Source organism: uncultured Sulfitobacter sp., assembly GCF_947500075.1.
Lineage (GTDB): Bacteria > Pseudomonadota > Alphaproteobacteria > Rhodobacterales > Rhodobacteraceae > Sulfitobacter.
Genome location: NZ_CANMQS010000001.1, coordinates 758,498 through 780,266, shown reverse-complemented (window position 1 = coordinate 780,266; position 21,769 = coordinate 758,498). Strand labels below are relative to the sequence as shown.

At 59.5% G+C, this 21,769-nt stretch carries 24 protein-coding genes; 16 read left to right on the top strand and 8 right to left on the bottom strand.

The window, feature by feature from the left end; genetic code table 11:
* The 10 genes from Q1A91_RS03790 (at position 1) to Q1A91_RS03745 (ending at position 7,665) form a co-directional block, all read left to right on the top strand.
* Positions 1–774 carry an ABC transporter ATP-binding protein gene (locus Q1A91_RS03790; RefSeq protein WP_299873042.1) on the top strand — a complete coding sequence of 258 codons (774 nt, stop codon included), beginning with the start codon at positions 1–3 and terminating at the stop codon, positions 772–774.
* A 69-nt stretch (positions 775–843) separates the two neighbouring features.
* The gene (locus Q1A91_RS03785) at positions 844–1,707 is read left to right on the top strand and encodes an ABC transporter permease (RefSeq protein WP_299873040.1); all 864 of its coding nucleotides are present in this window, start codon (positions 844–846) and stop codon (positions 1,705–1,707) included.
* Positions 1,707–2,546, top strand: a complete 840-nt coding sequence (locus Q1A91_RS03780) for an ABC transporter permease (protein WP_299873037.1) — start codon at positions 1,707–1,709, stop codon at positions 2,544–2,546. The genes Q1A91_RS03785 and Q1A91_RS03780 overlap by 1 nt, the downstream gene beginning before the upstream one ends.
* Positions 2,547–2,581: 35 nt before the next feature.
* The gene (locus Q1A91_RS03775) at positions 2,582–3,571 is read left to right on the top strand and encodes an ABC transporter substrate-binding protein (RefSeq protein WP_299873034.1); all 990 of its coding nucleotides are present in this window, start codon (positions 2,582–2,584) and stop codon (positions 3,569–3,571) included.
* Between the two features lie 337 nt (positions 3,572–3,908).
* Complete coding sequence (pufB, locus tag Q1A91_RS03770; protein ID WP_299873031.1) at positions 3,909–4,061, top strand: light-harvesting antenna LH1, beta subunit; 153 nt, start codon at positions 3,909–3,911, stop codon at positions 4,059–4,061.
* 12 nt (positions 4,062–4,073) lie between these two features.
* Positions 4,074–4,430: a light-harvesting protein gene (locus tag Q1A91_RS03765; protein WP_299873026.1), complete on the top strand. Its 357-nt coding sequence runs from the start codon at positions 4,074–4,076 to the stop codon at positions 4,428–4,430.
* A gap of 98 nt (positions 4,431–4,528) precedes the next feature.
* Positions 4,529–5,959, top strand: coding sequence for a PucC family protein (locus Q1A91_RS03760; RefSeq protein WP_299873023.1), 1,431 nt, complete (start codon positions 4,529–4,531; stop codon positions 5,957–5,959).
* On the top strand, positions 5,956–6,624 hold the full coding sequence (locus Q1A91_RS03755; protein ID WP_299873020.1) for a hypothetical protein: 669 nt from the start codon (positions 5,956–5,958) through the stop codon (positions 6,622–6,624). The genes Q1A91_RS03760 and Q1A91_RS03755 overlap by 4 nt, the downstream gene beginning before the upstream one ends.
* A gap of 41 nt (positions 6,625–6,665) precedes the next feature.
* Positions 6,666–7,064 (top strand): GFA family protein, encoded by a 399-nt coding sequence (locus Q1A91_RS03750; protein WP_299873017.1) that lies wholly within the window; start codon positions 6,666–6,668, stop codon positions 7,062–7,064.
* Between the two features lie 127 nt (positions 7,065–7,191).
* Positions 7,192–7,665, top strand: a complete 474-nt coding sequence (locus tag Q1A91_RS03745; protein ID WP_299873014.1) for a hypothetical protein — start codon at positions 7,192–7,194, stop codon at positions 7,663–7,665.
* 70 nt (positions 7,666–7,735) lie between these two features.
* On the opposite strand, the gene Q1A91_RS03740 is transcribed toward Q1A91_RS03745, so the two are convergent.
* From Q1A91_RS03740 to Q1A91_RS03730, 3 genes are all read right to left on the bottom strand, one after another.
* Positions 7,736–8,290 carry a TRAP transporter small permease gene (locus Q1A91_RS03740; protein ID WP_299873012.1) on the bottom strand — a complete coding sequence of 185 codons (555 nt, stop codon included), beginning with the start codon at positions 8,288–8,290 and terminating at the stop codon, positions 7,736–7,738.
* A 12-nt stretch (positions 8,291–8,302) separates the two neighbouring features.
* Positions 8,303–9,592 (bottom strand): TRAP transporter large permease, encoded by a 1,290-nt coding sequence (locus Q1A91_RS03735; RefSeq protein WP_299873010.1) that lies wholly within the window; start codon positions 9,590–9,592, stop codon positions 8,303–8,305.
* Positions 9,593–9,690: 98 nt separating this feature from the next.
* Positions 9,691–10,731 carry a TRAP transporter substrate-binding protein gene (locus Q1A91_RS03730; RefSeq protein WP_299873007.1) on the bottom strand — a complete coding sequence of 347 codons (1,041 nt, stop codon included), beginning with the start codon at positions 10,729–10,731 and terminating at the stop codon, positions 9,691–9,693.
* A gap of 171 nt (positions 10,732–10,902) precedes the next feature.
* Between Q1A91_RS03730 and Q1A91_RS03725 the strand changes: the two genes are divergently transcribed.
* From Q1A91_RS03725 to Q1A91_RS03715, 3 genes are all read left to right on the top strand, one after another.
* A complete protein-coding gene (locus tag Q1A91_RS03725) occupies positions 10,903–12,366 on the top strand; it encodes a PLP-dependent aminotransferase family protein (RefSeq protein ID WP_299873004.1) in 1,464 nt (487 codons plus the stop codon).
* A gap of 160 nt (positions 12,367–12,526) precedes the next feature.
* Complete coding sequence (locus Q1A91_RS03720) at positions 12,527–13,669, top strand: epoxide hydrolase family protein (RefSeq protein WP_299873001.1); 1,143 nt, start codon at positions 12,527–12,529, stop codon at positions 13,667–13,669.
* A gap of 16 nt (positions 13,670–13,685) precedes the next feature.
* Positions 13,686–15,176 carry an aldehyde dehydrogenase gene (locus tag Q1A91_RS03715; RefSeq protein ID WP_299872998.1) on the top strand — a complete coding sequence of 497 codons (1,491 nt, stop codon included), beginning with the start codon at positions 13,686–13,688 and terminating at the stop codon, positions 15,174–15,176.
* An 82-nt stretch (positions 15,177–15,258) separates the two neighbouring features.
* On the opposite strand, the gene Q1A91_RS03710 is transcribed toward Q1A91_RS03715, so the two are convergent.
* Positions 15,259–16,746, bottom strand: coding sequence for an NAD(P)/FAD-dependent oxidoreductase (locus Q1A91_RS03710; protein ID WP_299872995.1), 1,488 nt, complete (start codon positions 16,744–16,746; stop codon positions 15,259–15,261).
* Between the two features lie 11 nt (positions 16,747–16,757).
* The gene (locus tag Q1A91_RS03705; protein ID WP_299872992.1) at positions 16,758–17,198 is read right to left on the bottom strand and encodes a cupin domain-containing protein; all 441 of its coding nucleotides are present in this window, start codon (positions 17,196–17,198) and stop codon (positions 16,758–16,760) included.
* Positions 17,199–17,331: 133 nt separating this feature from the next.
* Between Q1A91_RS03705 and Q1A91_RS03700 the strand changes: the two genes are divergently transcribed.
* Positions 17,332–18,357: an AraC family transcriptional regulator gene (locus Q1A91_RS03700; RefSeq protein WP_299872990.1), complete on the top strand. Its 1,026-nt coding sequence runs from the start codon at positions 17,332–17,334 to the stop codon at positions 18,355–18,357.
* A 93-nt stretch (positions 18,358–18,450) separates the two neighbouring features.
* Here Q1A91_RS03700 and Q1A91_RS03695 read toward each other — a convergent pair whose 3' ends face one another.
* Positions 18,451–19,002, bottom strand: a complete 552-nt coding sequence (locus Q1A91_RS03695) for a L,D-transpeptidase (RefSeq protein WP_299872987.1) — start codon at positions 19,000–19,002, stop codon at positions 18,451–18,453.
* 140 nt (positions 19,003–19,142) lie between these two features.
* Positions 19,143–19,349, bottom strand: coding sequence for a cold-shock protein (locus Q1A91_RS03690; RefSeq protein ID WP_299872984.1), 207 nt, complete (start codon positions 19,347–19,349; stop codon positions 19,143–19,145).
* 366 nt (positions 19,350–19,715) lie between these two features.
* Between Q1A91_RS03690 and Q1A91_RS03685 the strand changes: the two genes are divergently transcribed.
* Positions 19,716–20,693 (top strand): response regulator, encoded by a 978-nt coding sequence (locus tag Q1A91_RS03685; RefSeq protein WP_299872981.1) that lies wholly within the window; start codon positions 19,716–19,718, stop codon positions 20,691–20,693.
* Here the strand turns inward: Q1A91_RS03685 and Q1A91_RS03680 are convergent.
* The gene (locus tag Q1A91_RS03680) at positions 20,690–21,124 is read right to left on the bottom strand and encodes a hypothetical protein (RefSeq protein ID WP_299872978.1); all 435 of its coding nucleotides are present in this window, start codon (positions 21,122–21,124) and stop codon (positions 20,690–20,692) included. The genes Q1A91_RS03685 and Q1A91_RS03680 overlap by 4 nt on opposite strands.
* Positions 21,125–21,218: 94 nt before the next feature.
* Between Q1A91_RS03680 and Q1A91_RS03675 the strand changes: the two genes are divergently transcribed.
* Positions 21,219–21,743, top strand: coding sequence for a transposase (locus Q1A91_RS03675; protein ID WP_299872975.1), 525 nt, complete (start codon positions 21,219–21,221; stop codon positions 21,741–21,743).
* The last annotated feature ends 26 nt before the right edge of the window (positions 21,744–21,769 follow it).

The window sequence follows — 21,769 nt, the reverse complement described above, 5'->3', positions numbered from 1 at the left end:
GTGAGTGTAATTGCGGCCAAAGATCTCGACCTCACGTTTCAGACGAACGACGGTCCTGTTGACGCTCTCAAAGGCGTCACCCTCGACATTGATGCAGGCGACTTCGTTTCCTTCATTGGCCCGTCGGGCTGTGGCAAAACCACCTTTCTGCGGGTGATGGCGGATCTGGAGCAACCGACGGGGGGGCAGATCACCGTCAATGGGGTCTCGCCTGAGGACGCGCGGAAGAACCGGGCCTATGGCTATGTGTTTCAGGCGGCGGGGCTCTATCCGTGGCGGACGATTGGGGGGAATATTCGTCTGCCGTTGGAAATCATGGGGATTTCCAAGGCGGAGCAGGCGGAGCGGGTTGCGCGGGTGTTGGAACTGGTGGAGCTTGCAGGGTTTGAGAAGAAATTCCCGTGGCAATTGTCCGGGGGCATGCAGCAGCGCGCCAGCATTGCGCGGGCGTTGTCGTTTGACGCGGATATCTTGCTGATGGATGAACCTTTCGGGGCGCTGGATGAGATTGTGCGCGATCACCTCAATGAGCAGTTGTTGAAGCTGTGGGCACGGACAGAGAAGACGATTGCCTTTGTCACCCATTCGATCCCTGAGGCGGTGTATCTGAGCACCAAGATTGTCGTCATGTCACCCCGGCCGGGACGGATCACGGATGTGATTGACAGTCCGCTGCCCAAGGAGCGGCCGCTCGATATTCGCGACACACCTGCGTTTCTGGAAGTGGCGCATCGGGTGCGGGAAGGGTTGCGGGCGGGGCATCTGGATGAGTAACGAGGGGCGCTTTTTGCGGATCGGCCCTTCGGGGAGGTTTTTGAACCATTTGGAAGCAGGGGGTGGTGTGTGAGAGCATCCGTCGTGCCTGTCTTGACCGTTGTGGGGTGCATCTTTGTGCTGTGGTACGCCGCCGCGGTTTGGCTGAACGCGCCCTGGGCCTATGACAAGGCGACAAGGTCGGGGGAGGTGCTGACGTTTGGCCGCGTTGTGGAGGATACCTGGTCTCAGGAGAAGCCGAAGCTGCCGGCACCGCATCAGGTGGGGGCGGAGATCTGGAAGACGACGGTGGAGAAGAAGATTACCTCCAAGCGGTCGTTGATCTATCATTCCTGGATTACCCTGAGTGCCACCTTGTTGGGGTTCGCGTTGGGCACGGCGCTGGGCATTCTGCTGGCGGTGGGGATTGTCTTCAACCGCACCATGGACATGAGCGTGATGCCCTGGGTCATTGCCAGTCAGACCATTCCCATTCTGGCGATTGCGCCGATGATCATCGTGGTGCTGAACGCGGTGGGAATTTCGGGGCTGCTGCCCAAGGCGATGATTTCGATGTATCTGTCGTTCTTCCCGGTGGTTGTCGGCATGGTGAAGGGGCTGCGCAGCCCGGATCAGATGCAGCTCGACCAGATGCGGACCTGGCATGCCAGCGGCAGCCAGATGTTCTGGAAGCTGCGCCTGCCTGCGTCGATGCCGTATCTGTTTACCTCGCTGAAGATCGGGATGGCGGCCTCGCTTGTGGGGGCGATTGTGGGGGAATTGCCGACGGGGGCTGTGGCCGGATTGGGCGCGCGGTTGCTGGCGGGGAGTTATTACGGGCAGACCATTCAGATCTGGTCGGCGCTGATCATGGCGGCAGCCCTGGCGGCGGCTTTGGTCGGGATCATCGGGTTTGTGCAGCGGGTCACGCTTAGACGGATGGGGATGGCGTGATGGGCTGGCTGGTCTTTGCCATCGCGGTCTGGGCGGCAGGCTGGGCGCTGAATGTCTGGTTGTCGCGGCGGCCTGCGTCGAAGTGGACCGGGCTGGGCGCGCCGATTGTGTTTGGGGCGACGTTGATTGCGATCTGGGAAGGGATCGTGCGCGGGTTCGAGATCAATCAGGTGCTGTTGCCGGCCCCCTCTGCCATTGCAGCGCGGTTTGCGGCATCGCTGGACATCCTGTGGGTGGATTTCGTGCAGACGGTGATCAAGGGCGCTTTGACAGGATATATCATCGGCTGTGGGGCGGCGTTTCTGGTGGCATTGCTGGTGGATCGCTACGATTTCCTGCGGCGCGGATTGCTGCCGGTGGGGAATTTCGTCGCGGCCTTGCCTGTCATCGGGATGGCGCCGATACTGGTGATGTGGTTCGGATTTGATTGGCAATCCAAAGCGGCGGTTGTGGTGGTCATGGTGTTCTTTCCGATGCTGGTGAACACTGTGCAGGGGTTACAGGACACGTCGGCCATGCAGCGTGACCTGATGCGGACCTATGCGGCAGGCTATTGGTCCACGCTCGCCAAACTGCGGCTGCCTGCGGCGATGCCGTTTATCTTCAACGGGCTCAAGATTGGCACCACGCTGGCGCTGATCGGGGCGATTGTTGCTGAATTTTTCGGCTCTCCCGTCAAGGGGATGGGCTTTCGGATCTCCACATCGGTGGGTCAGCTTGCGCTTGATCTGGTGTGGGCAGAGATTGTTGTCGCGGCCATCACCGGCTCTGCCTTTTATGGCGCGATGGCATTGATCGAGAGATCGGTCACCTTCTGGCATCCAAGTCAGAGGCACTAACAACAAAAGAAGAGAAGTATGAAGGGAGTACGACCATGAATTTTGTATCAAAAGCAGCGGCGACGGTTGCCGTTGGCCTCTGGGGCACGTTGGCCCAGGCAGCGGACGACGTGACGTTGCAGCTCAAGTGGGTCACGCAGGCGCAGTTTGCGGGCTACTATGTGGCGCTGGACAAGGGGTTTTACGAGGAAGAGGGGCTGGATGTGACGATCAAGCCCGGCGGGCCTGATATTGCACCCACACAGGTGCTGGCCGGTGGCGGTGCGGATGTCACTGTGGAGTGGATGCCAGCGGCGCTGTCGGCGCGGGAGAAAGGCCTGAACATGGTCAATATCGCGCAGCCGTTCAAATCCTCGGGCATGATGCTGACCTGCCGCAAGGACGCAGGCATTGCCAGCACGGATGATTTCAAAGGCAAGACACTGGGCGTCTGGTTCTTTGGCAATGAATTCCCGTTCCTGAGCTGGATGTCGCAGTTGGGCATTCCGACAACCGGCGGTGCGGATGGTGTTGAGGTGCTCAAGCAGGGTTTCAACGTCGACCCCTTGCTGCAGCAGCAGGCGGCCTGTGTGTCAACGATGACCTACAATGAATACTGGCAGGTGATCGACGCGGGGTTGAGCCCGGATGATCTGCAGGTGTTCAAATACGAAGATCAGGGCGTGGCGACCTTGGAAGACGGTCTTTATGTGCTGGAAGAGAACCTTGCCGATCCGGCGTTTGAAGACCGGATGGTGCGGTTCGTGCGCGCGTCCATGAAGGGCTGGAAGTATGCAGAGGAGAACCCGGACGAAGCGGCGGATATCGTGCTGGAAAACGATGCCTCCGGCGCGCAGACCGAGAAGCACCAGCGCCGGATGATGGGGGAAGTGGCCAAACTGACCGCCGGGTCGAATGGCGCGCTGGACGTGGCGGATTACGAGCGCACGGTGGCTTCGCTGCTGGCGGGTGGTTCTGATCCGGTCATCTCCAAGGCGCCCGAAGGGGCCTGGACCCATCAGATCACGGACAAGGCGTTGAACTAAGGCGCTTTGACGTTTTGACGCGACCCGAAGGGGTGAAAGGGCCTGCGCCGTGGCGTGGGCCCTTTTCTGTTGGCGGTGCGTTGGGCCGTGAGGGTTGTGGTCAGGCACCTGTGCGGCGTGCTGGCGTCGATTCGACCCTCTGGGCAGCTGCGCGGGAAGGCGCGGATTGGCGGCGATGAGACGAAGTGCGCAATATGTCAACAAAAATTTACATTGACGGTGTCAAGTAACAGTGACACCATGTCGCACATAGGAAGCAATCCTACTTGTTTCGTTGAAGTCAATTTTGATGCCAATTTGTGGGTTTGCTTCCTCCAATTAGAAGAGGAGGACTCACATGGCAGACGAAGACAAAGTCTGGCCTACCGGATTGACGCTCGAAGAAGCTGAAGAAGTGCATAGCTATCTCATCGATGGTACGCGCGTTTTCGGAGCGATCGCGCTCATTGCTCACGTATTGGTCGCTATCGCGACCCCGTGGCTCGGATAGGGGGCAGACACCATGAACAATGCAAAAATGTGGCTTGTTGTTTCGCCAACAGTCGGCGTTCCCATTTTCCTGGGTGCTGTCGCAGTTGGTTCATTTGCCGTGCACCTTCAGGTGGTCAAGAATACCTCTTGGGTCTCTGATTTCCTGCAAGGCGTTCCTATGGGAACAGGCGACCGGGTTGCAGCAGCAGCTGTGCTTGAGCCTTCGGATGTTGAAGCCGCAACGGCGTCATACACCCTGCCCACAGCGGACGGGCTCGAAGTGACAGTGATCCTTCCTGACGGGACAAGTGCGCAGGCCATCATTCAGATGCCTGAAAAGCACGTTTCGTTACAGGCAGATCATCTGCCGCCGACGATCACACAATAGAGATTGAGCCTGCGGCTGCGGTGCGCGGGCTCAATTCCATGAAATTTCAGGACATGTTGCCGCTTGCGCAGACCTGCGCGCGGTGCGTGAAATCTTAGATGTTCGACTATCGGAAATATGCGACGCAGAAGCTGGCTGCGCTGGGGCCGAAGTATCTGCCGTTTGCGGATGTGGCCACGGCAGAGGTGCCGCTGTCGCGGTTGTTCCGGCTGTCGCTGTTTCAGGTCACGGTTGGTATGGCGCTTGTCATGCTGGTGGGGACGCTGAACCGGGTGATGATTGTCGAGTTGAACGTCCCCGCGACCCTTGTTGCGGTGATGCTGGCGCTGCCGCTGGTGTTTGCGCCCTTCCGCACGCTGATTGGCTACAAGTCTGATGTGCACGTTTCTGCCCTTGGGCTGAGGCGCATTCCCTACATCTGGAAAGGCACGTTGTGTCAGTTTGGTGGCTTTGCGATCATGCCCTTCGCGCTGCTGGTTCTGTCTGGCTATGGCGAAGCGGTCGACGCGCCCAGGTGGATCGGGTTGAGTGCGGCTGCACTGGCCTTCCTGCTGGTGGGTGCCGGTGTCCATATCGTGCAGACGGTCGGGTTGGCGTTGGCGACGGATCTGGTGGAAGAGGCCGATCAGCCCAAGGTCGTGGGGCTGATGTATGTGATGCTCCTGCTGGGCATGGTCTTGAGCGCGCTGGTGTATGGGGCGTTGTTGGAGAATTACACGCCGGGTCGGTTAATACAGGTCATTCAGGGCAGTGCGGTGGTGACCGTGGCGTTGAACCTGATCGCCGTCTGGAAACAAGAGACGCGCAGCCGCGAACGGGCGGCGCAGATGAAAGTCGCACGGCCACAACCGTTTAGGCAGGCATGGGCGCAGCTGGCGCAGACCGATGGGATCATGCGGTTGCTGGTTGTGATTTGTCTGGGCACCTTCGGCTTTGGCATGGCGGATGTGCTGCTGGAGCCTTACGGCGGACAGGCGTTGGGGCTGTCGGTGGCCGACACCACCAAGCTGACGGCCTTGTTTGCAACGGGCACACTTGTGGGCTTTGGCATCGCGTCGCGATTGCTGAGCGGTGACACGGTACCTGTCAATCTTGCGCTGACCGGGGCCACCATCGGGATACCGGGGTTTGCGCTGATCATCTTCGCCTCCATGGGCGGTGGTGTGGTGAGCTTTCTGGCAGGCATCTTCCTTGTGGGTCTGGGCACCGGGCTCTTTGGACACGCGACGTTGACCGCCACCATGCGCAGCGCGCCGAAGGAACGCATTGGACTTGCGCTGGGCGCGTGGGGCGCCGCGCAGGCCTGCGCGGCAGGCGTGGGCGTGGCCCTTGCCGGGATTGTCCGGGACGTTCTGGTGGGGCTGCAGGGGGCAACTGGAAATGCGGTGCAGACGCCCTACAATGTTGTTTTCGGCATCGAAGCGATCAGCCTGCTGGCAGCTGTCGCGGTGATGTGGCCCATTGCAAGACGCGTCGCGAGACACCCAAAGATCAACAATTCGAACACCAACGGAGTGGAAGCATCATGACAACAATCATTACACGTGTGTTCCCCGATGTCGCGGCAGCGGAAAAAGCGGTGAAGCGGCTCGACTTCAAGGGATTGCCCAAGCGCAACCGTCAGATCATCGTGGCGGGCGACAAGGCGGAGATGGAGATGCAGCGCGCGGGGGTGCATGAAACAGCCATGGGGCCCTATGCAAAGAAGCTGGCGGCAGGCAATGCCGTTGTTGCCGTTGCCGCAACCTACAAGCCCCTTGGCGTCGCCCGTCTGACCCGCGAGATTTTCGAGAACGCCGATACAATCGACATGGGCGATGTGGTGGAAGAAGCCAAGGTCGCCTGGGAGCCGGAGAAAGCGCCAAGTGTGCTGAAAGACCACCCGCTTTTCCTGACCCTGCCGGGGATGGAGATGCCCGGCCGGGTCTCCACCATGTTCGGGATGCGGTTGCTGAAAGATCACAAGACCAAACGGCCGCTGATGGACCATGATCGCCGGATGTCACGGATGTTCTGGCCGATGCCTCTGGTGTCGAAAAAACAGCGCTCCTCCTCCGTGATCAGTGGCGGGCGGCATATGTCAAAGATGTTCTGGCCGATGAAGCTGCTGTCGACGGCGGAGCGGCGGAAATCCGTGATCCCCGGCGGTGGTACGCCGTTCTCCCGTCGTATGGGCATGAAACTGATCAGCTAGCAGTCCGCAGGTCTGGCGGGTCGTCGGATAGGGTATGTGCCATGGGTGCGGAACATCCATCCGTCTTGCGCGGGCATTGCCTGTGTGGGGCCGCGCGGTTCAGGCTGGTCGGCCCGCACAACTGGGTCGGCCATTGTCATTGTGAGAGCTGTCGGCGCGCCACAGCCTCGCCCTTCACCACATGGGTCGGGCAGCCAAACGGGGCTTGGGAGCTGACGGGGCCAGAGATCCGCAGCTACCAGAGCAGTCCCGGCAACACCCGTGGGTTTTGCGGCACCTGCGGCTCGCCGCTCTACTTCAAGTCAGACCGCTATCCCGATGAGATGCACTTTTACGCCGCGTTGCTGGACGATCCTGCATCGGTCGAACCGGCAGAGCACTTTCATGCGGCAGAACGGGTGGCCTGGCTGCATCTGGCGGACGGGTTGCCGGAGGCTTGACCCTGCTCACGGACCCTGAACAGCGCGGGAGTGTGTATTGATGGGGCCGCCGCGGCTTTTTTGAGAAGAGGGGCATGGCGCGCGCTGCTTTTACCGCTATCAAGAGGTGGCAGTGCAGGAGCGTCACATGGACCACCTTCAGGCTTTCAAGCCCCGCCCGATATCGGCTTTCCCGGTGGCCCGGCAAAACGGGTGGCTGCTCAAGCGCTATGCGATCCTGGCCGAAGGCCGGGAGAGTGACGATGGGGTCATGACCGCTGCGCTGTCGGAGGCCTGCGCCCGGTTGCCAGCGCCGGGTGCGTTGGCGGATCAGACGGGCAATCATGGCGTCGGGGTACAGATCGTTCACTTCGCGCAGGTCGCGGTGGTGTCCCCGGTCTTCTATTGGCAATGGGGGAGTGTGCTGGCCCGTCTCCCTCAGATGCGGGCGCAGTGGCAGACGCCTTCGGTGTTCGAAGATGGTGTGCCCAACGTTCTGGGCTGTGTCTGGGAGATGGAGATCGTGGCGTTTGAAGTCGCAGCCTGGCAACGGACGATGTTGTCCGGGGTGGGGCGTCCTGCGGAACGGCTGGATGCGTATCTTGGGACCTTTGTTGCATAGGCTTGCGGTGGGCCCGGTTGGGCAGGTTCGTCCCCGCCCGCCGCTGCCATGCAACATGTCCCTTTCGGGGTTACTCCAGTTCCTTCGATGCTGCGTAGGTGCCTGCTTTCAAGCGCAGACTGTCCTCAATAATCGAAGCCACCGCCGCCACGCAGACGAGAAATCCTGAGATCGGCACAATGGCGATGGCGTATTTCTTTGGCATGTAGTTGGGTTTGAACACGATGCCGCCGTCTTCCCAGGCGAAATACCACATCTCCCAGTACTTGCCGCCCATGGTGGTGACGGCCTCAATTCCCCAGATGATCATCACGATCCCCAGGCAGAAGATCACCGCTGTCCAGAATTGTTGCACAACGAAGGCGGCCTTCTTCGGCAGTTTTGTATAGATCAGGTCAAGCGCGATGTGGTCCTTGTCCCGCACCGTCAGGGCCAGCGCAAAGAAGACCAGCCAGATGTTGCTGAGCACGGTCAGCAGATCGCCCCAGATGGGCGGGTTCTTGAAGACATAGCGCATGACCACCGAATAGACGGTGAAGGCAACCATGGCCAAAAGGAACACACCGCAAAACGCGGTCAGGGTTTTCTTGACGGCGCGGTCGATGAATTTGATTGCAGCGATCATGTCTTGGTCCCCTTAACTGGCAAAGCCCAAGGCCCGCGGCAGGAACATGGTGAATTCGGGCACCACGATCAGCACGAAGAGCAGCACAAAAAGTGCCGCGAGGTAGGGCAGCATGGCGATGGCGACTTTCTCAAGCCTGACTTCGGCGATGGCGCCGGCGGTGAAAAAGGCGACACCGACAGGTGGGGTGACCGATCCGATCAGGAAACCCACGACGACCACCAACGCGGCCTGCACGTCGGCGTATCCCGCCTTGACCATGACATCGACCAGCACGGGGCCGACGACGATGATATTGGCCGCTGAATCCATCACCATGCCCAGAAGGCAGATGAACAGCACCAGCACCAGTGCGAAGACCAGCGGGTTGTAGGTATAGCTGAGCAGCCATTCCTCCAGCTGGCCAATGGCGCCAAGCGAGGTCAGAAGCCAGCTGAACGGACCGGAGGCTGCGATGATGATGAACACCATGGCGGAGTTGCGGAAGGCGCGGACAAAGGCGCTTTGGCAATTGTCCCAGGTGATTGTGCGGTAAACGAAGAGGCCGACAAAAAGCGCGATGGTCGCGGTCAACGCGCCTGCTTCGACCACGCCAGCAATGCCAAAGACGACCGACCCCACCAGCACAGCGGGGATGAGAAGGGCGAAGGAGGATTTGTATCCGGCAACGGCGATGCCTTTGAGGCTGAAGGGTTCATCGCTGCGCTCAAAGTTGTTGCGCCGGGCAATGATGTAGTTGATCACCATCAACAGGCCGCCGATCATCATGCCGGGGATGATGCCGCCCGCAAACAAGGCACCCACGGAAATGCCGCCTGCGTTGGCCAGGACAATCATCATGATCGACGGTGGGATGATGCCGCCAATGGTGGAGCTGACAGCGGTGATGGCGGCGGCGAATTCGGGTGGGTAACCGGCCTTTTTCATACCCGGCACCAGCAGTGACCCGACCGTTGCCGTGTCGGCCACGACGGACCCGTTCATCCCGGCAAAGAACATGCTGACCAGCACATTGGCCTGCGCCATGGAGCCGCGCATCCGTCCGATGATCCGCTGGCTGAGGTCTACCAGCCGGTCGGTGATGGTGGCGGATGTCATCAGCTCGCCCGTCAGCATGAAGAACGGGATGGCGGTCAGGGGCACCGAGTCGATGGCGCTGAACATCTGGCTGGGGATCAGGATCATCGGGGCGGCATCGGTGATCAGGATATAGATCACCGGGATCAGGATCATCGTGAAACCAACCGGTGCGCCGAGCATGATCAGGATGACCAGCACGATCAGGAGCGCGACGCTTTCCATTCAGATGAACCCCATTCCAATATGTAAATCTGGTCTTTTTACGATCAGGCGCGGAACATCATCCCGCGCCTGATCCTGTCTTTAGGGAAGTCCGACGTCTAGAGCGCGCCTGCTTCTTCCAATTGGGCAATGAAGCCTGTCATGCCTTGCTCTTCCAGAACACGGCGTGCGACAGCGGGATCATAGGTGCCCTTGGCGTTCAGCCATGCGTCAATCGCGCCTGCACGCCACAGGGCCAGCTGTTCCTCATTGGGGACATACCAGTCTTTCGCGGTCTCCTTGATCGCGGCTTCACCGGCTTCGACCCACTCCCGGTCCAGTTCCTGCACCTTTTCGCCAAAGGCCTTGGCCGCGGTCCGCAACCAGCCTTTTTCCTCATCGCTCAATGCGTCGTACTGGCGTTTGTCGATGGACAGCTGGTTGCCGGACCATGATCCGCCGATTTCGGTGAAGTAGGGGGCGACTTCGTGCAGTTTGGCGACATGCTGCCAGGGGGTGGCCACGTATTGACCGGAGACAACGCCGGTTTGCAGACCCTGATAGAGCTGCGCCCAGTCGTATGGCACCGGTACGGCACCCCAGTTTTTCACCAGCGTGTATTCAATCGGGCTTTTGGTCACGCGCCATTTCAGCCCTTCCATGTCGCTGGGCACCTGAACGGGACCATGCGCATTGCCCAACTGGCGGAAGCCACCGGAGGAATAGACCGTCAGGCAGACATGGCCTGCCTCTTCGGCTGCGATCTCGCACTGCATCTCGGCCAACCATTCGGATGAGATGCGGTCGGCGTCCTCGATGCTCTTGAAGATGTAGGGCAGATCGAAGATTGCCAGTGATGTGCCAAAGTTGCCGAAATTCGCGGTGGAACTGGTCCAGAGCGCCAGAAGCCCCTGATTGGCCTGCTCTCCGCAGGATTGTTCGCTGCACAGCGAGCGGCGGTAGTGTGGTTCGATCTTCAGCTTGCCGCCGGACACTTCTTCCAGTGTCGGGATCAGCGCCTGATCAATCGCGTCGCCAATCGGCATGCCGATGAAGCCGACGGTGCCCAGTTTCAGGACTTTTTCGGCGCTGGCCGCACCTGCTGACAAGGCGAGTGCGCTTGCCAGACATAGCATCTTTCCAACAGTTCTCAGTCTCATGTGTATTGCTCCCATGGATGGTTTCTTGGTTGGGCTCATCTTTCATCGGGGGTCAGGTCAAAGAAAGTGACAGATAGTTTGAAAGAAGGGGACAGATCAGTTTGAACCTGACAGACAGCCCTTCAAGGACCTAAACTTTGAACCTGCACCCCTGCGCGGAAAGGAGATCAAATGGCGTCCGTGACCCCGAGATTCATGAAGCTGCCCGAAAATTCTCCGCTGAGCCTGCGCGATCAGATCTGCGAAGTCGTGAGTGCCGCGATCACGTCGGAATCCCTTGCGCACGACAGACCCCTGCCATCCTGCCGCGAATTGGCCGAGCAGTTGGACGTGTCCCGGAACACGGTGTTTGCAGCCTACAACCGGCTGGTTGATCTGGAGCTTCTGGTATCACGGGATCGGTCGGGATATTTCGTGGCCCCACAGGCAGCATCCTTGCAGGCGGCGCAATCGGCAAGCGCGGATGCGGGGCGCCGGACTGTGCCTTGCCCTGTTTCCTTTGGTCAGAACAATCTGATGCCGGTGGTCAATCCGCTGGACTGGAATGCCTATCCTTATCCGTTCATCTACAACCAGATCGACCCGGATCTGTTCCCCGTGGATGGCTGGCGCGAATGCACGCGGCAGGCGTTGGGGCGCAAGCAGATGCCTATCTGGGCCAGTGATTCAGTCGAAAGCGACAGCCCGCAACTGATCCAGCAATTGCGGCAGAGGCTGCTGAACACACGTGGCATCTATGCCGATGATGATGAAATCCTGATCACGCTGGGCTCGCAAAACGCACTATATATTCTGGGTACGATCTTTGCGAAATCCGGCAAACCTGTCGCGCTCGAAGATCCGGGCTTCTTTGGGGCGCGCAATGCCTTTCGTCTCGCCGGGACCGAGTTGATCGGCGTTGCCATTGATGACAACGGCATCATCCCAAGTGCCATCCCGTCAGGCTGTCAGTTGGTCTTCACCACCCCCAGCCACCAGTTTCCCACCATGGTCACCATGAGCCAGAAACGGCGGGAAGAGCTGCTGGAGGCGGCGGTTGCGAAGGATTTCCTCATCATTGAGGACGATTACGAGGCGGAGATGAACTATGTCGCCAAATCATCGCCGTCGATGCGGTCGATGGATGAAACGGGGCGGGTGATCTATGTCGGCAGTCTGTCAAAGACCATCTCACCCGGTATTCGCCTTGGTTTTATCGTGGCGCACCGTGATATCATCCGCGAAGCGCGCATCGCGCGTGGCGTGATGATGCGGCATCCGCCGACGATCGTGCAGGAGATCGTCGCGCTGTTCTTTCAGTTGGGGCATTACGATTCCCACCTGCGCAATATCGAACGGCGGTATGACAAGCGCTGGCATGCGATGAATGATGCGATCACCCGGCACCTGGGCATGTTGCAACGGACCGATTCCGAAGGGGGGACATCGTTCTGGCTGACCGGACCGGAGGGGTTTGATGCCTCCGAACTGGCGGTGCGGCTGCGGGCAAAGGGGGTCTTGGTCGACCGGGGGCAGGATTACTATCTGGGCATGAACGACAAACGCAGTTTCCGATTGGGGTTTGCCTATGTTCCGGTGTCAAAGCTGGAAGCAGGCGTTCGGGTCATCGCAGAAGAAGTGAAAGCGCTGCTGTGACGCGGTTGCGGCATCTGTCCCTTCGAATTGCCAGACCTGTCTCTCGTCCGGGCTTGGCCACTTCAGGTAGCGTGTCAGCACTGCAAGGAAGCAACAATACGCAAGGCATGACATGTCGGGAAATCCAATCTTGAAGGACCGAACGGACCAAAATCAAACCGTGCGCACCTTCACCCACCATGTTCCCGATGCGCTGCTGGAAGACATCCGCACCCGTGTCGCCGCCTTTCCCTGGCATGAGATGCCGGATGATGGGGGCTGGGACTACGGGGCGAACCTCGACTACATGAAAGAGCTGTGCGCCTATTGGGTCGACGGCTTTGACTGGCGCGCGCAAGAGGCGCGGCTGAATGCCTTTCCGCAGTTTCGCGCGCAGGTCGATGGCATCGACATGCACTTTATCCAAGAGGTCGGCAGCGGCCCGAACCCCATGCCGCTGATGATCAGCCACGGCTGGCCCGGTTCTGTCGCGGAATTCCTGAATCTGATTGAGCCACTCGCCCATCCAGAGCGTTTTGGCGGCAAGGAAGAGGATGCGTTCACCGTGATCGCGCCGTCCTTGCCGGGTTTCGGTTTTTCCGGGCGTCCCCCGCGGCCCTATGGACCGCGCAAGATGGCCGGTGTTCTGAACGCGCTGATGACGCAGACGCTGGGCTTTGACAGCTATCTGGCGCAGGGCGGCGACTGGGGCGGGGCGATCTGTTCCTGGCTGGGCTTTGAGCACGCACCCGCCTGTGCGGCCATTCACATCAATGTTCTTACCATGCGCCATCCCGATGGTCCGCAGACACCCGAGGAAGTCGCCTGGGCTGCGCAGTTCGACGCGGATCAGGTCATGCAGAACGGCTATCGCACGCAGCAGGCCACCCGGCCCCAAACGCTGAGCTACGCGATGATGGACAGCCCCGTGGGGATCGCGGCATGGCTGGTGGAGAAGTTCCACGACTGGTCCGATGTGCCCACCGGGCGGATTGAGGATGCGCATAGCAAGGATGAGCTGCTGACCAATATCATGATCTACATCGTGACGCGGACCTTCAATTCTGCGTCGTGGATTTACTATGGGCGGCGCGAGGAGGGCGGGCGCGTGTTGTCGCCCGAAGGCAAACGTGTGGAAGTGCCCACCGGCTGCGCCGTTTTCCCGGCGGAAATGCTGCGCTGGCCGCCCAGATCCTACGCCGACCGCATCTACAACATCACCCATTGGACAGAGATGCCGCGCGGCGGTCACTTCGCCGCGATGGAAGAGCCCGAGATGCTCTTGAATGACATTCGCGCATTCGCACGCAGCCTGCGCACCTAATTCAACGGAGACCAAAATGACGCTTTCGCATGCCGAGTATCAGGCCCTTGCCAGAACACTGAAACCGGGCGGTCAGGCCTATATCGACGGCGCATTCTGTGACGCGGCGGATGGGGCGACGTTTGAGACCGTCAATCCGGCAACCGGTGAGGTTCTGGCCGAGGTCGCCCATTGTAAAGCGGCGGATGTGGACCGTGCCGTGACAGCCGCGCGGCGTGTTTTCAATGAAGGGACCTGGTCACGGGCCGAACCCGAGGAGCGCAAGGAGGTCTTGCTGAAAGTCGCACAACTGGTGCGGGAGCACACCCATGAGCTGGCGGTGCTGGAAAGCCTCGATACCGGCAAGACGATCAACGACTGCATGGAAGAGATCGGGTGCGAGGTTCCGAAGTTCTTCCAATGGTATGCCGAATTGGCGGACAAGACGTTCGGCAAGATTGCCCCGACCGGACCCGGCACAATGGCGTTGATCACCAAGGAACCGGCAGGTGTTGCCGGTGCCGTGCTGCCGTGGAACTTCCCGCTGGTCATGGCCGCCTGGAAAATCGCGCCCTCGCTTGCGGTGGGGTGTTCGGCGGTGATCAAACCGGCGGAACAAACGCCCCTGACCACGATCCGGCTAGCGGAACTGATGCAGGAAGCGGGGGTGCCTGCGGGTGTGATCAACATCGTGCCGGGCTTTGGTGAGACGGCAGGCAAGGCGATTGGCCTGCACAACGACATCGACACCGTGTCCTTTACGGGCTCGACCGAGGTTGGCCGGATGTTCATGCGCTATTCCGGGGACAGCAATCTGAAAGGTGTGGGGCTGGAAATGGGCGGCAAGAGCCCGTTTATTGTTCTGGATGATGCGCGGCTGACCGATGACCTGATCGAACATGCCGCCATGTCGGCGTTCTGGAACGGCGGGCAGAACTGTTCGGCCAACATGCGGCAGTTGATTGCAGCGCCGCTGGTTGAGGAATTTACCGGGCGGATCTGCGAACGGGTCAAAGCCTTCAAGCTGGGCGACCCGCTCGATCCCGCAACGGACATCGGCTCGATGATCACCAAGGATCACAAGGAAATGGTCATGCGCTATATCCAAAGCGGCATCGACGAAGGTGCCGGCATGGTGATGGGCGGGGACAGCGATCTGCCGGGATACTTCATCCAGCCCACGCTGTTTCAGAATGTCACCCCCGATATGAAGATCGCGCGCGAAGAGATTTTTGGGCCGGTGCTTGGCATCATGCCGATGCAGAGTGTGGAAGAAGCGCTGGCGGTGGCCAGTGACACGGATTACGGGCTGCACGCGAGTGTTTTCACCCAGGATATCGACCGGGCGCTGCACATGGCGCGGTCTTTGCCCTGCGGCACCGTTTCGGTGAACGGGTTTTCCGAAGGCGACATCAAGACGCCCTTCGGTGGCTACAAGCAATCCGGCTCCCTTGCGCGGGACAACGGAACCGAGGCACTGGAGCAATACTTGCAAACCAAGACGATATGGATCGAAACGCCAACCTGAAGCGCGGGCGTGGTGCGGGGTGGGGCAGGTGCCTCCGAAGCGCGTTGGTCACCCGCGACCCGAACGGCCGCGGGTCTTGCGTCTAGCCCGCCTGATACTGCGGTGTGGATGCAAGGAACGACCCATATGCAGCAGCATTCGGATAGGAGAACTGCTCAGCCAACGGATTTGTCCGTTTCCTTTTTGACGCGCCCATGTCGCTCAGCAGTTCGTCGAAATGCTTGAAGTGGAATGGTGCCGAACACAGGCCGCCATAGATTTGGGCCGCCGGGCGTTCTGTGCGCTTCCAGTTCAGCATCATATTGATGTTTGCGTTCATCTCTGCCGCTGTCGGCTGGTGCTTGAGCTGCCCGTCGGCATAGCGCACCAGCCAATTGGCGATCATCTCAGCCGAGAGCACCGTGCAGAAGCTGGAGTTGAAACCAACGAAACCCATGTCCGGCAGATCAGGGTTCACGGCCAGCCGGTAGACGCGGTATTGACCGTCGCTTTCTATCAGCTTGTCCTGATAGGCCTGCGGCAGATAGGGCACGCCAAGTTTCCAGCCCACCGCGAGGATGGCCACATCGCAGGGCACAACCTCCCCGGTCGAGAGTTTCAGCCCCGCGTCCGTGTAGCTGTCGAAGGTGCCAATCACCGGGGTGATCTGGCCCTTGTCCAGACACTCGATCAGCCCCGGCGTCACGATGGGGACAGAGCATGAGACCTCTTTCTCGATCGGGGTCTTGGGCACCATGCCGTGTTTTTTCAGTTTGAGCTGCGTTTTGAGCAGGGTTTCCAGCCCCCGGAAATTCGCCCAGACCAATGGTTTGAGGGCTGCGGCGATCATGCGTTGTAACGGGTTCTTGCCCCATTGATTGAACTGCTGTTCCTGCGCGCGCATGTAGAGCAGGCGCTTGAAGTTGATCCCGCCGACGAAGTACGGCACCCGCCAGACGTTTTCCAGATAGACCAGTTTGACCGACTTTGCGCCGTTCTTCACGGCGTTGACTGCGATGTCTGTTGCGGATTTGGAGCCACCCAGCACAACAACATCCTTGCCGGCACAAATCGATGGATCGGTGTATTCGGATGAATGAAGGACTTTGCCACCGCGTTCGATAAATGCGTCCTGACCGGGGTGGGTGATGATGTTCTTCTCGGAAAACTGGCCCGTGCAGATTGAGACGAAATCGAAATCCTCCGTCCAGGTCATGTCACCTGCTTCCAGTGTCAGGGTCCATCCGGGGGCGCCATCCGCGCGGCGTTCCATCGTTTTGACGCTTGTGTTCAGCCGAAACAGCCGGGCAAGTCTGTGCTTTTCAGCATAGGAATGAAGATAGGCATGAACCTGCGGCCCCTTGGGCCACTCAGGATAGTCATCCGGCATCGGATGATCGGTGTAGCAATACAGATCCTTGGGCGACTGGGTCTGCACATCGGGGTAGGAGCGCGACAGCTCCCAGACGCCGCCAAAATCATGGCTGCGCTCAAACCCGCAAACGCGATGGCCCTTTTCGTCAAACACCTTGGCCGCTGCCAGGCCGCTGACACCACCGCCGATGACGGCGACTTTCTTGCGCGCTACCATCTGATCGCCCCTCATGCCTCTGCCGGGGGTGGGAGGAAGTCGACTTCGTGCATCGCAGAGATCCGCACCAGTTCGTCAGGGTCGGTGACGCCATCGAGTTTGGTGAAAAGATCAAACAGCTTGCGCGCAGGTGCGACGCCGAACACGCAGGTCGCCTCGCTGCCGGAGCGGTTGAAAATGCCATGCGCTTCGCCCATCGGCATCCGGACGAGGTCACCGGGGCCTGCCTTGTGGACATCGCCCAGAAATTCGATCTCCAGATTGCCGGTCAGCACGTTGATCCATTCATCCTGCGTGGGGTGAATATGTGGGGGGACAAAGCTGTCTGCGGGGATGTGGGCGTGCCAGACAAAGGCGTTGTTGCTGAGAAGTTTGGGTGTGTAGGTTTGCCCCACGACGTTCCATGACTTGTCGATTATTCCTTCGGATGCAGGTGTAATCCCTTTTTCCATTGTTGGTCCTCCTTGATGTGTCGCGTCATCCTGCGCCAAGCTGCGAGGGGCGCTTATCCAAAAAACGAACCGAAATGCTTTAGGCTTGAAATAAAAACCCGCATCGGCCAGTATTTCCGGTGGGAGACGCCAGATGGATGTGCAGACGACGGAATACCTGACGGAGTATCCGCTGTTGCGGACCGATGATCTGGACGAAGCGCGTTTCCGTGTCACGGAGAAATTCTGTGATCACAAGCTGGACAAGTCATCGCGCTTTGATGATCTGGCGGTGCGGCACAACCATATCGCGGGCCAGCACGTTTCAATCAATTACCTGCATTACGGCGCAGACGTGAAGATCGACCCCGGCATGCTGGAAGGTTTCTATTTGCTGCAATTGCCGCTCAGCGGGTCGGCCTTTGTGCGGCATCGACGCCGGGAGATCATCGCGGGGCCGCAGAAGGCGACGCTGCTGAACCCGGACCGGGAGACCCAGATGGAGTGGCACGGGGATTGTCGCAAACTGCTGTTGCAGATTGATAAGGGGTTTCTGGCACGGATGGCAGAGGATCTGTTGGGGCGGCCACCGCCCGGCCCGGTTCGCTTTGACCCGGCGGTTGATCTGCGCAGCGGTCCCGGCCAGCACATACGCCGCATCCTGACGCGCGCCGCTCAGATGGCGAGCGAGGGGGCGCTTTTTGGCAAGGCAGGGCAGGCGCAGGATCTGTGGACCGAGATGGAACTGGTTTCGACCCTGCTGAACCACCAGTCCAGCAACATCTCTCACATGCTTGACGCGGCGGATCAGCGGGCGCTGCCTGCTGAGATCAAACGTGCTGTCTCCTACATTCATGACAACCTGTCCGAGCCGATCAGGTTACGCGACATCGCCGAGAATACCGGTATGAATGTCCGCACCTTGCAAAAGGGCTTCCAGCGCACGTTTGGCAAATCCCCCATGCAGGTGCTGAGAGAGGCACGGATGGATGCGGCGCACTACTATCTGTCGGTAAGGAGCGATGCGCCAAGCGTCAGCGACGCGGCCTATCAGGCCGGTTTCTCCCATCTGGGGCGGTTTTCGCAAGCCTACAAGACACGCTTTGGCCGTTTGCCGAGCGAGGAGGCCATCGGCGATCACAGGCCGTTTTGCAGGAACAGGACTGATCCATCGCAGTGAAGACATGGCGCAGCACCGGTTGTTTCAACCCTCAAGGAAAAAGGGCCGCCCCGTAGGACAGCCCTTCACTTGATATTCAGGTTTGAGCCCGGATCAGAGTACGGTGACCACGGTGCCAAGTGGCACCCGCTCATACAGGTCTTTGACATGCTCATTCATCATCCGGATGCAGCCATTGGAGACGGAGCGGCCAATGGAATTGGGCTGCGTTGTGCCGTGGATGCGGAAGTAGGTGTCCTTGCCGTTCTGGAACAGATAAAGCGCGCGGGCGCCCAGAGGGTTGCCGGGGCCACCGGGTTGCGCGTCGGTGTTGCCGATGAAGCGCTTGTAGGCCTGTGGGTCACGCTCGATCATCTCATTGGTCGGGCGCCATGTGGGCCATTCCTTTTTGACGTCAATGGTCGCGGTCCCGGTGAATTCAAGGCCGGCTTTGCCAACACCCACACCGTAGCGCAACGCGCGTCCGGGGGCGGTGACGAAATAGAGGTAGTGGCTGCGTGGCAGAATCAGCAACTGACCGGGCTGATACTGGCTTTTGATCGACACTTCCTGAGGGGTGGCGTCAAAGGCGGCGGTCCGGGCAGAGAGAACCTGTGGCAGGGCAGTCGCGGCAAGCGTGCTGGCGAGGAAAGTACGGCGGCGCATTGGATGCTCCATAAATTGGCTAAAGGACGCTGCGATTTTCCCAATATTGGGATTCGTCGCAAGCCTAAGATGCGAAAAACCGACCAATAGTTGCCCATTGGTCGGTCACATTCGCGTAATCAGTGCTGAAGCGCGTGGCTTCAGGCGAGGGCGATGTTTGTCGCGCTCTCGCGGCCATCACGGCCTGCTTCGATGTCGAAAGTCACTTTCTGGTCGTCGGCCAGACCTGTGAGGCCTGCGCGCTCAACAGCAGAAATGTGCACAAACACGTCCTTGCTGCCGCCATCGGGTGCGATAAAGCCGAAGCCTTTTGTTGCGTTGAACCATTTTACGGTGCCAGTGGCCATATCCGTATTCTCCGTTTTAGTGTGCCACCCGCGTCGTGCGGTGGCTTGGCGTCGTTTTCGTCAAGATCGAACTGAGCGCCGGTAAGGGAGACAGGGGTCGGCCATGAGTCACGTAAGCACTGTTAGCCATGACAGGTTGTGATGCTCAGGGCAAGAGGGACCATTTAGGGCACAAATTCAGGCAACAGCTTGCCGATTGAGGGGTGTTCGGCAAGCTGTTGCCATGATTGCCAAATATTTTCCGTACATCTTCAAATTGACACAAATCAGCCGCGAACGCGCCTTCTGCGCATGCCTTTTCGATTGAGGTTTAATGCCGTTTGCAGGGGGGTCCGGCAGGCGGATGTAGAGTGAAGAGGAAATTTGATGCGTATACTTGCAGTTGACGATGATCCGGTGATTCTCGAAATGCTAGAGGAATGCCTGCCGAATGGTCGGGATATTGATCTGGTGGTTTGCAGTTCTGCCGAAGAGGCTTTGGCGATCACAAGATCGGATGATCAGCCGTTTGATTGCCTGTTGCTGGACGTGATGCTTCCCGGCATTGACGGCATTGCCCTGTGTGACAACTTCCGCCAGAGCAAGCGCTATCGCACCACGCCGATCATCATGATCACCGCCAGCCGTGAGGCAGACCTGATGGAACGCGCGTTTCATGCAGGTGCGACGGATTTCCTGTCCAAGCCGCTGGATGGCATTGAATTGCAGGCGCGGATCAATGCCGCTGCCATGCTAAACGCCAGCCTGCACCGCGAGCGCGCGGCGCAACATACTCTGGCAGAGCTTTCGCAACGCCTGCGTTTGCGCTTTGACGAAGAGATTGATCTGGACGTGCCGGGGATCGGCGACTCGCTGTCGCTGGAAAATGCCCTGCTGCGGATGCCCGACGGGTGTTACGCGATGAGCCTGTTCACCCTCGACATTGTCGGGCTGCGCGGGATCCACAAGGCGGTCTGTCCTTCTGCGTTCCGCTATCATCTGGAAACCGTGGGTCTTGCCGCAACCGAAGGGCTGGAAGGCCGGGCGTGGCGTTTGGCCTATGTGGGCAGCGGACGGTATGTGGGCGTGGTGATGGGACGCGCGCGTTTCAACCGCGATGTGGTTCTGGATGAGATCAACGCGACATTGGCGCTGACCTGGGATGTGGAGCAGAGTTCCACCCCGCAACCGCCTGTCCTGCGGCTCAACAAGATCACCGAGCAGCGTTTGTGGTCGGGCCTGTCGGCCAGCGACAAGATCCGCGAGCATCTGGAGAACAACGATACGCTGTCCGGCTTGCCTGCGGAGGACAACGAAGATGCGTTGTTTGACCGTCTGGAAACCGCGATTGAGGACGAGCGTTAAGGTTCTTTAACGTCTTCGACTGAGTTGTGAAGGACGTCCCTCGGGGCGTCCTTTTCTGTTTCGGGGGTATCGTCTTGCAACAGATCACGCAGGCGGCTGCGCAGATCGTTGGCGCGGCGGATGAGGTTGCTGGGTTTGAGCGCTTGTTTGGGCACGCAATGGGTGTTGGTGGGGGCCGTGGCCATGGAGATGCCGTTTATGGGCCGGGTGATGATGTTCTTGTTCAGAAGGAGCGCATGCACCTGCGCGGCCATGTCAGGCGGGACTTTCAGGTGCCGCGCGAGCATGTCGGTGGTGCAGTGGTTGTGTGACCGGGCGAGGAGCGTTGCGAGGGGGAGGTGTTTGGCCGCCGTCGGGGAGAATGCGCCTGCGGGAAGGGCAGGGGATGCGGTGAGCGTGGCGAGGGCGGTGAGGAAGGTGCGGCGTTTCATGGGGAAGATGTGGGGTTGTTGCGAATGATTTGCAAGTTTGCTGTGGGATGGGTGATTTCACCCATCATTAACCATCTTCGACAAGACTTGTAATATGACGAACTATCGCCGCCTGCGTAAATCGGGTGCCACGTACTTCTTTACCGTCGCGCTGGCGGATCGCTCTTCTTCTTTGCTGTTGAGAGAGATTGATGCACTGCGCGATGCCTTTGAGCTGACGATGAGAGAACGGCCCTTCCATTGCGCAGCGGCGGTTATTCTGCCTGACCATTTGCATGCAATGTGGACTTTACCGCCCGGTGATGCAGCGTTTTCAACGCGCTGGCGCTTGATCAAGTCGAGGTTCTCACGGGCGACCGGGATTTCGAGGCCACGCGGCGCGTCACAGCGAAAAAAGCAGGAACGGGGTGTCTGGCAAAGACGGTTTTGGGAGCACCGCATCCGAGATGAGACCGATCTTCGCAAGCATGTGATGTATTGCTGGGGCAATCCGGTGAAACATGGCCTGGTCGCGCAGCCTGCGGCGTGGCCGTATTCGTCGATCCACAGGGATATGCGCGAAGGTCGTGTGCCACCGGAATGGTGCGCAGTTGCGGAAGGCGAATTTGGAGAACCGTAGGATGGGTGCTTGCACCCATCACATTG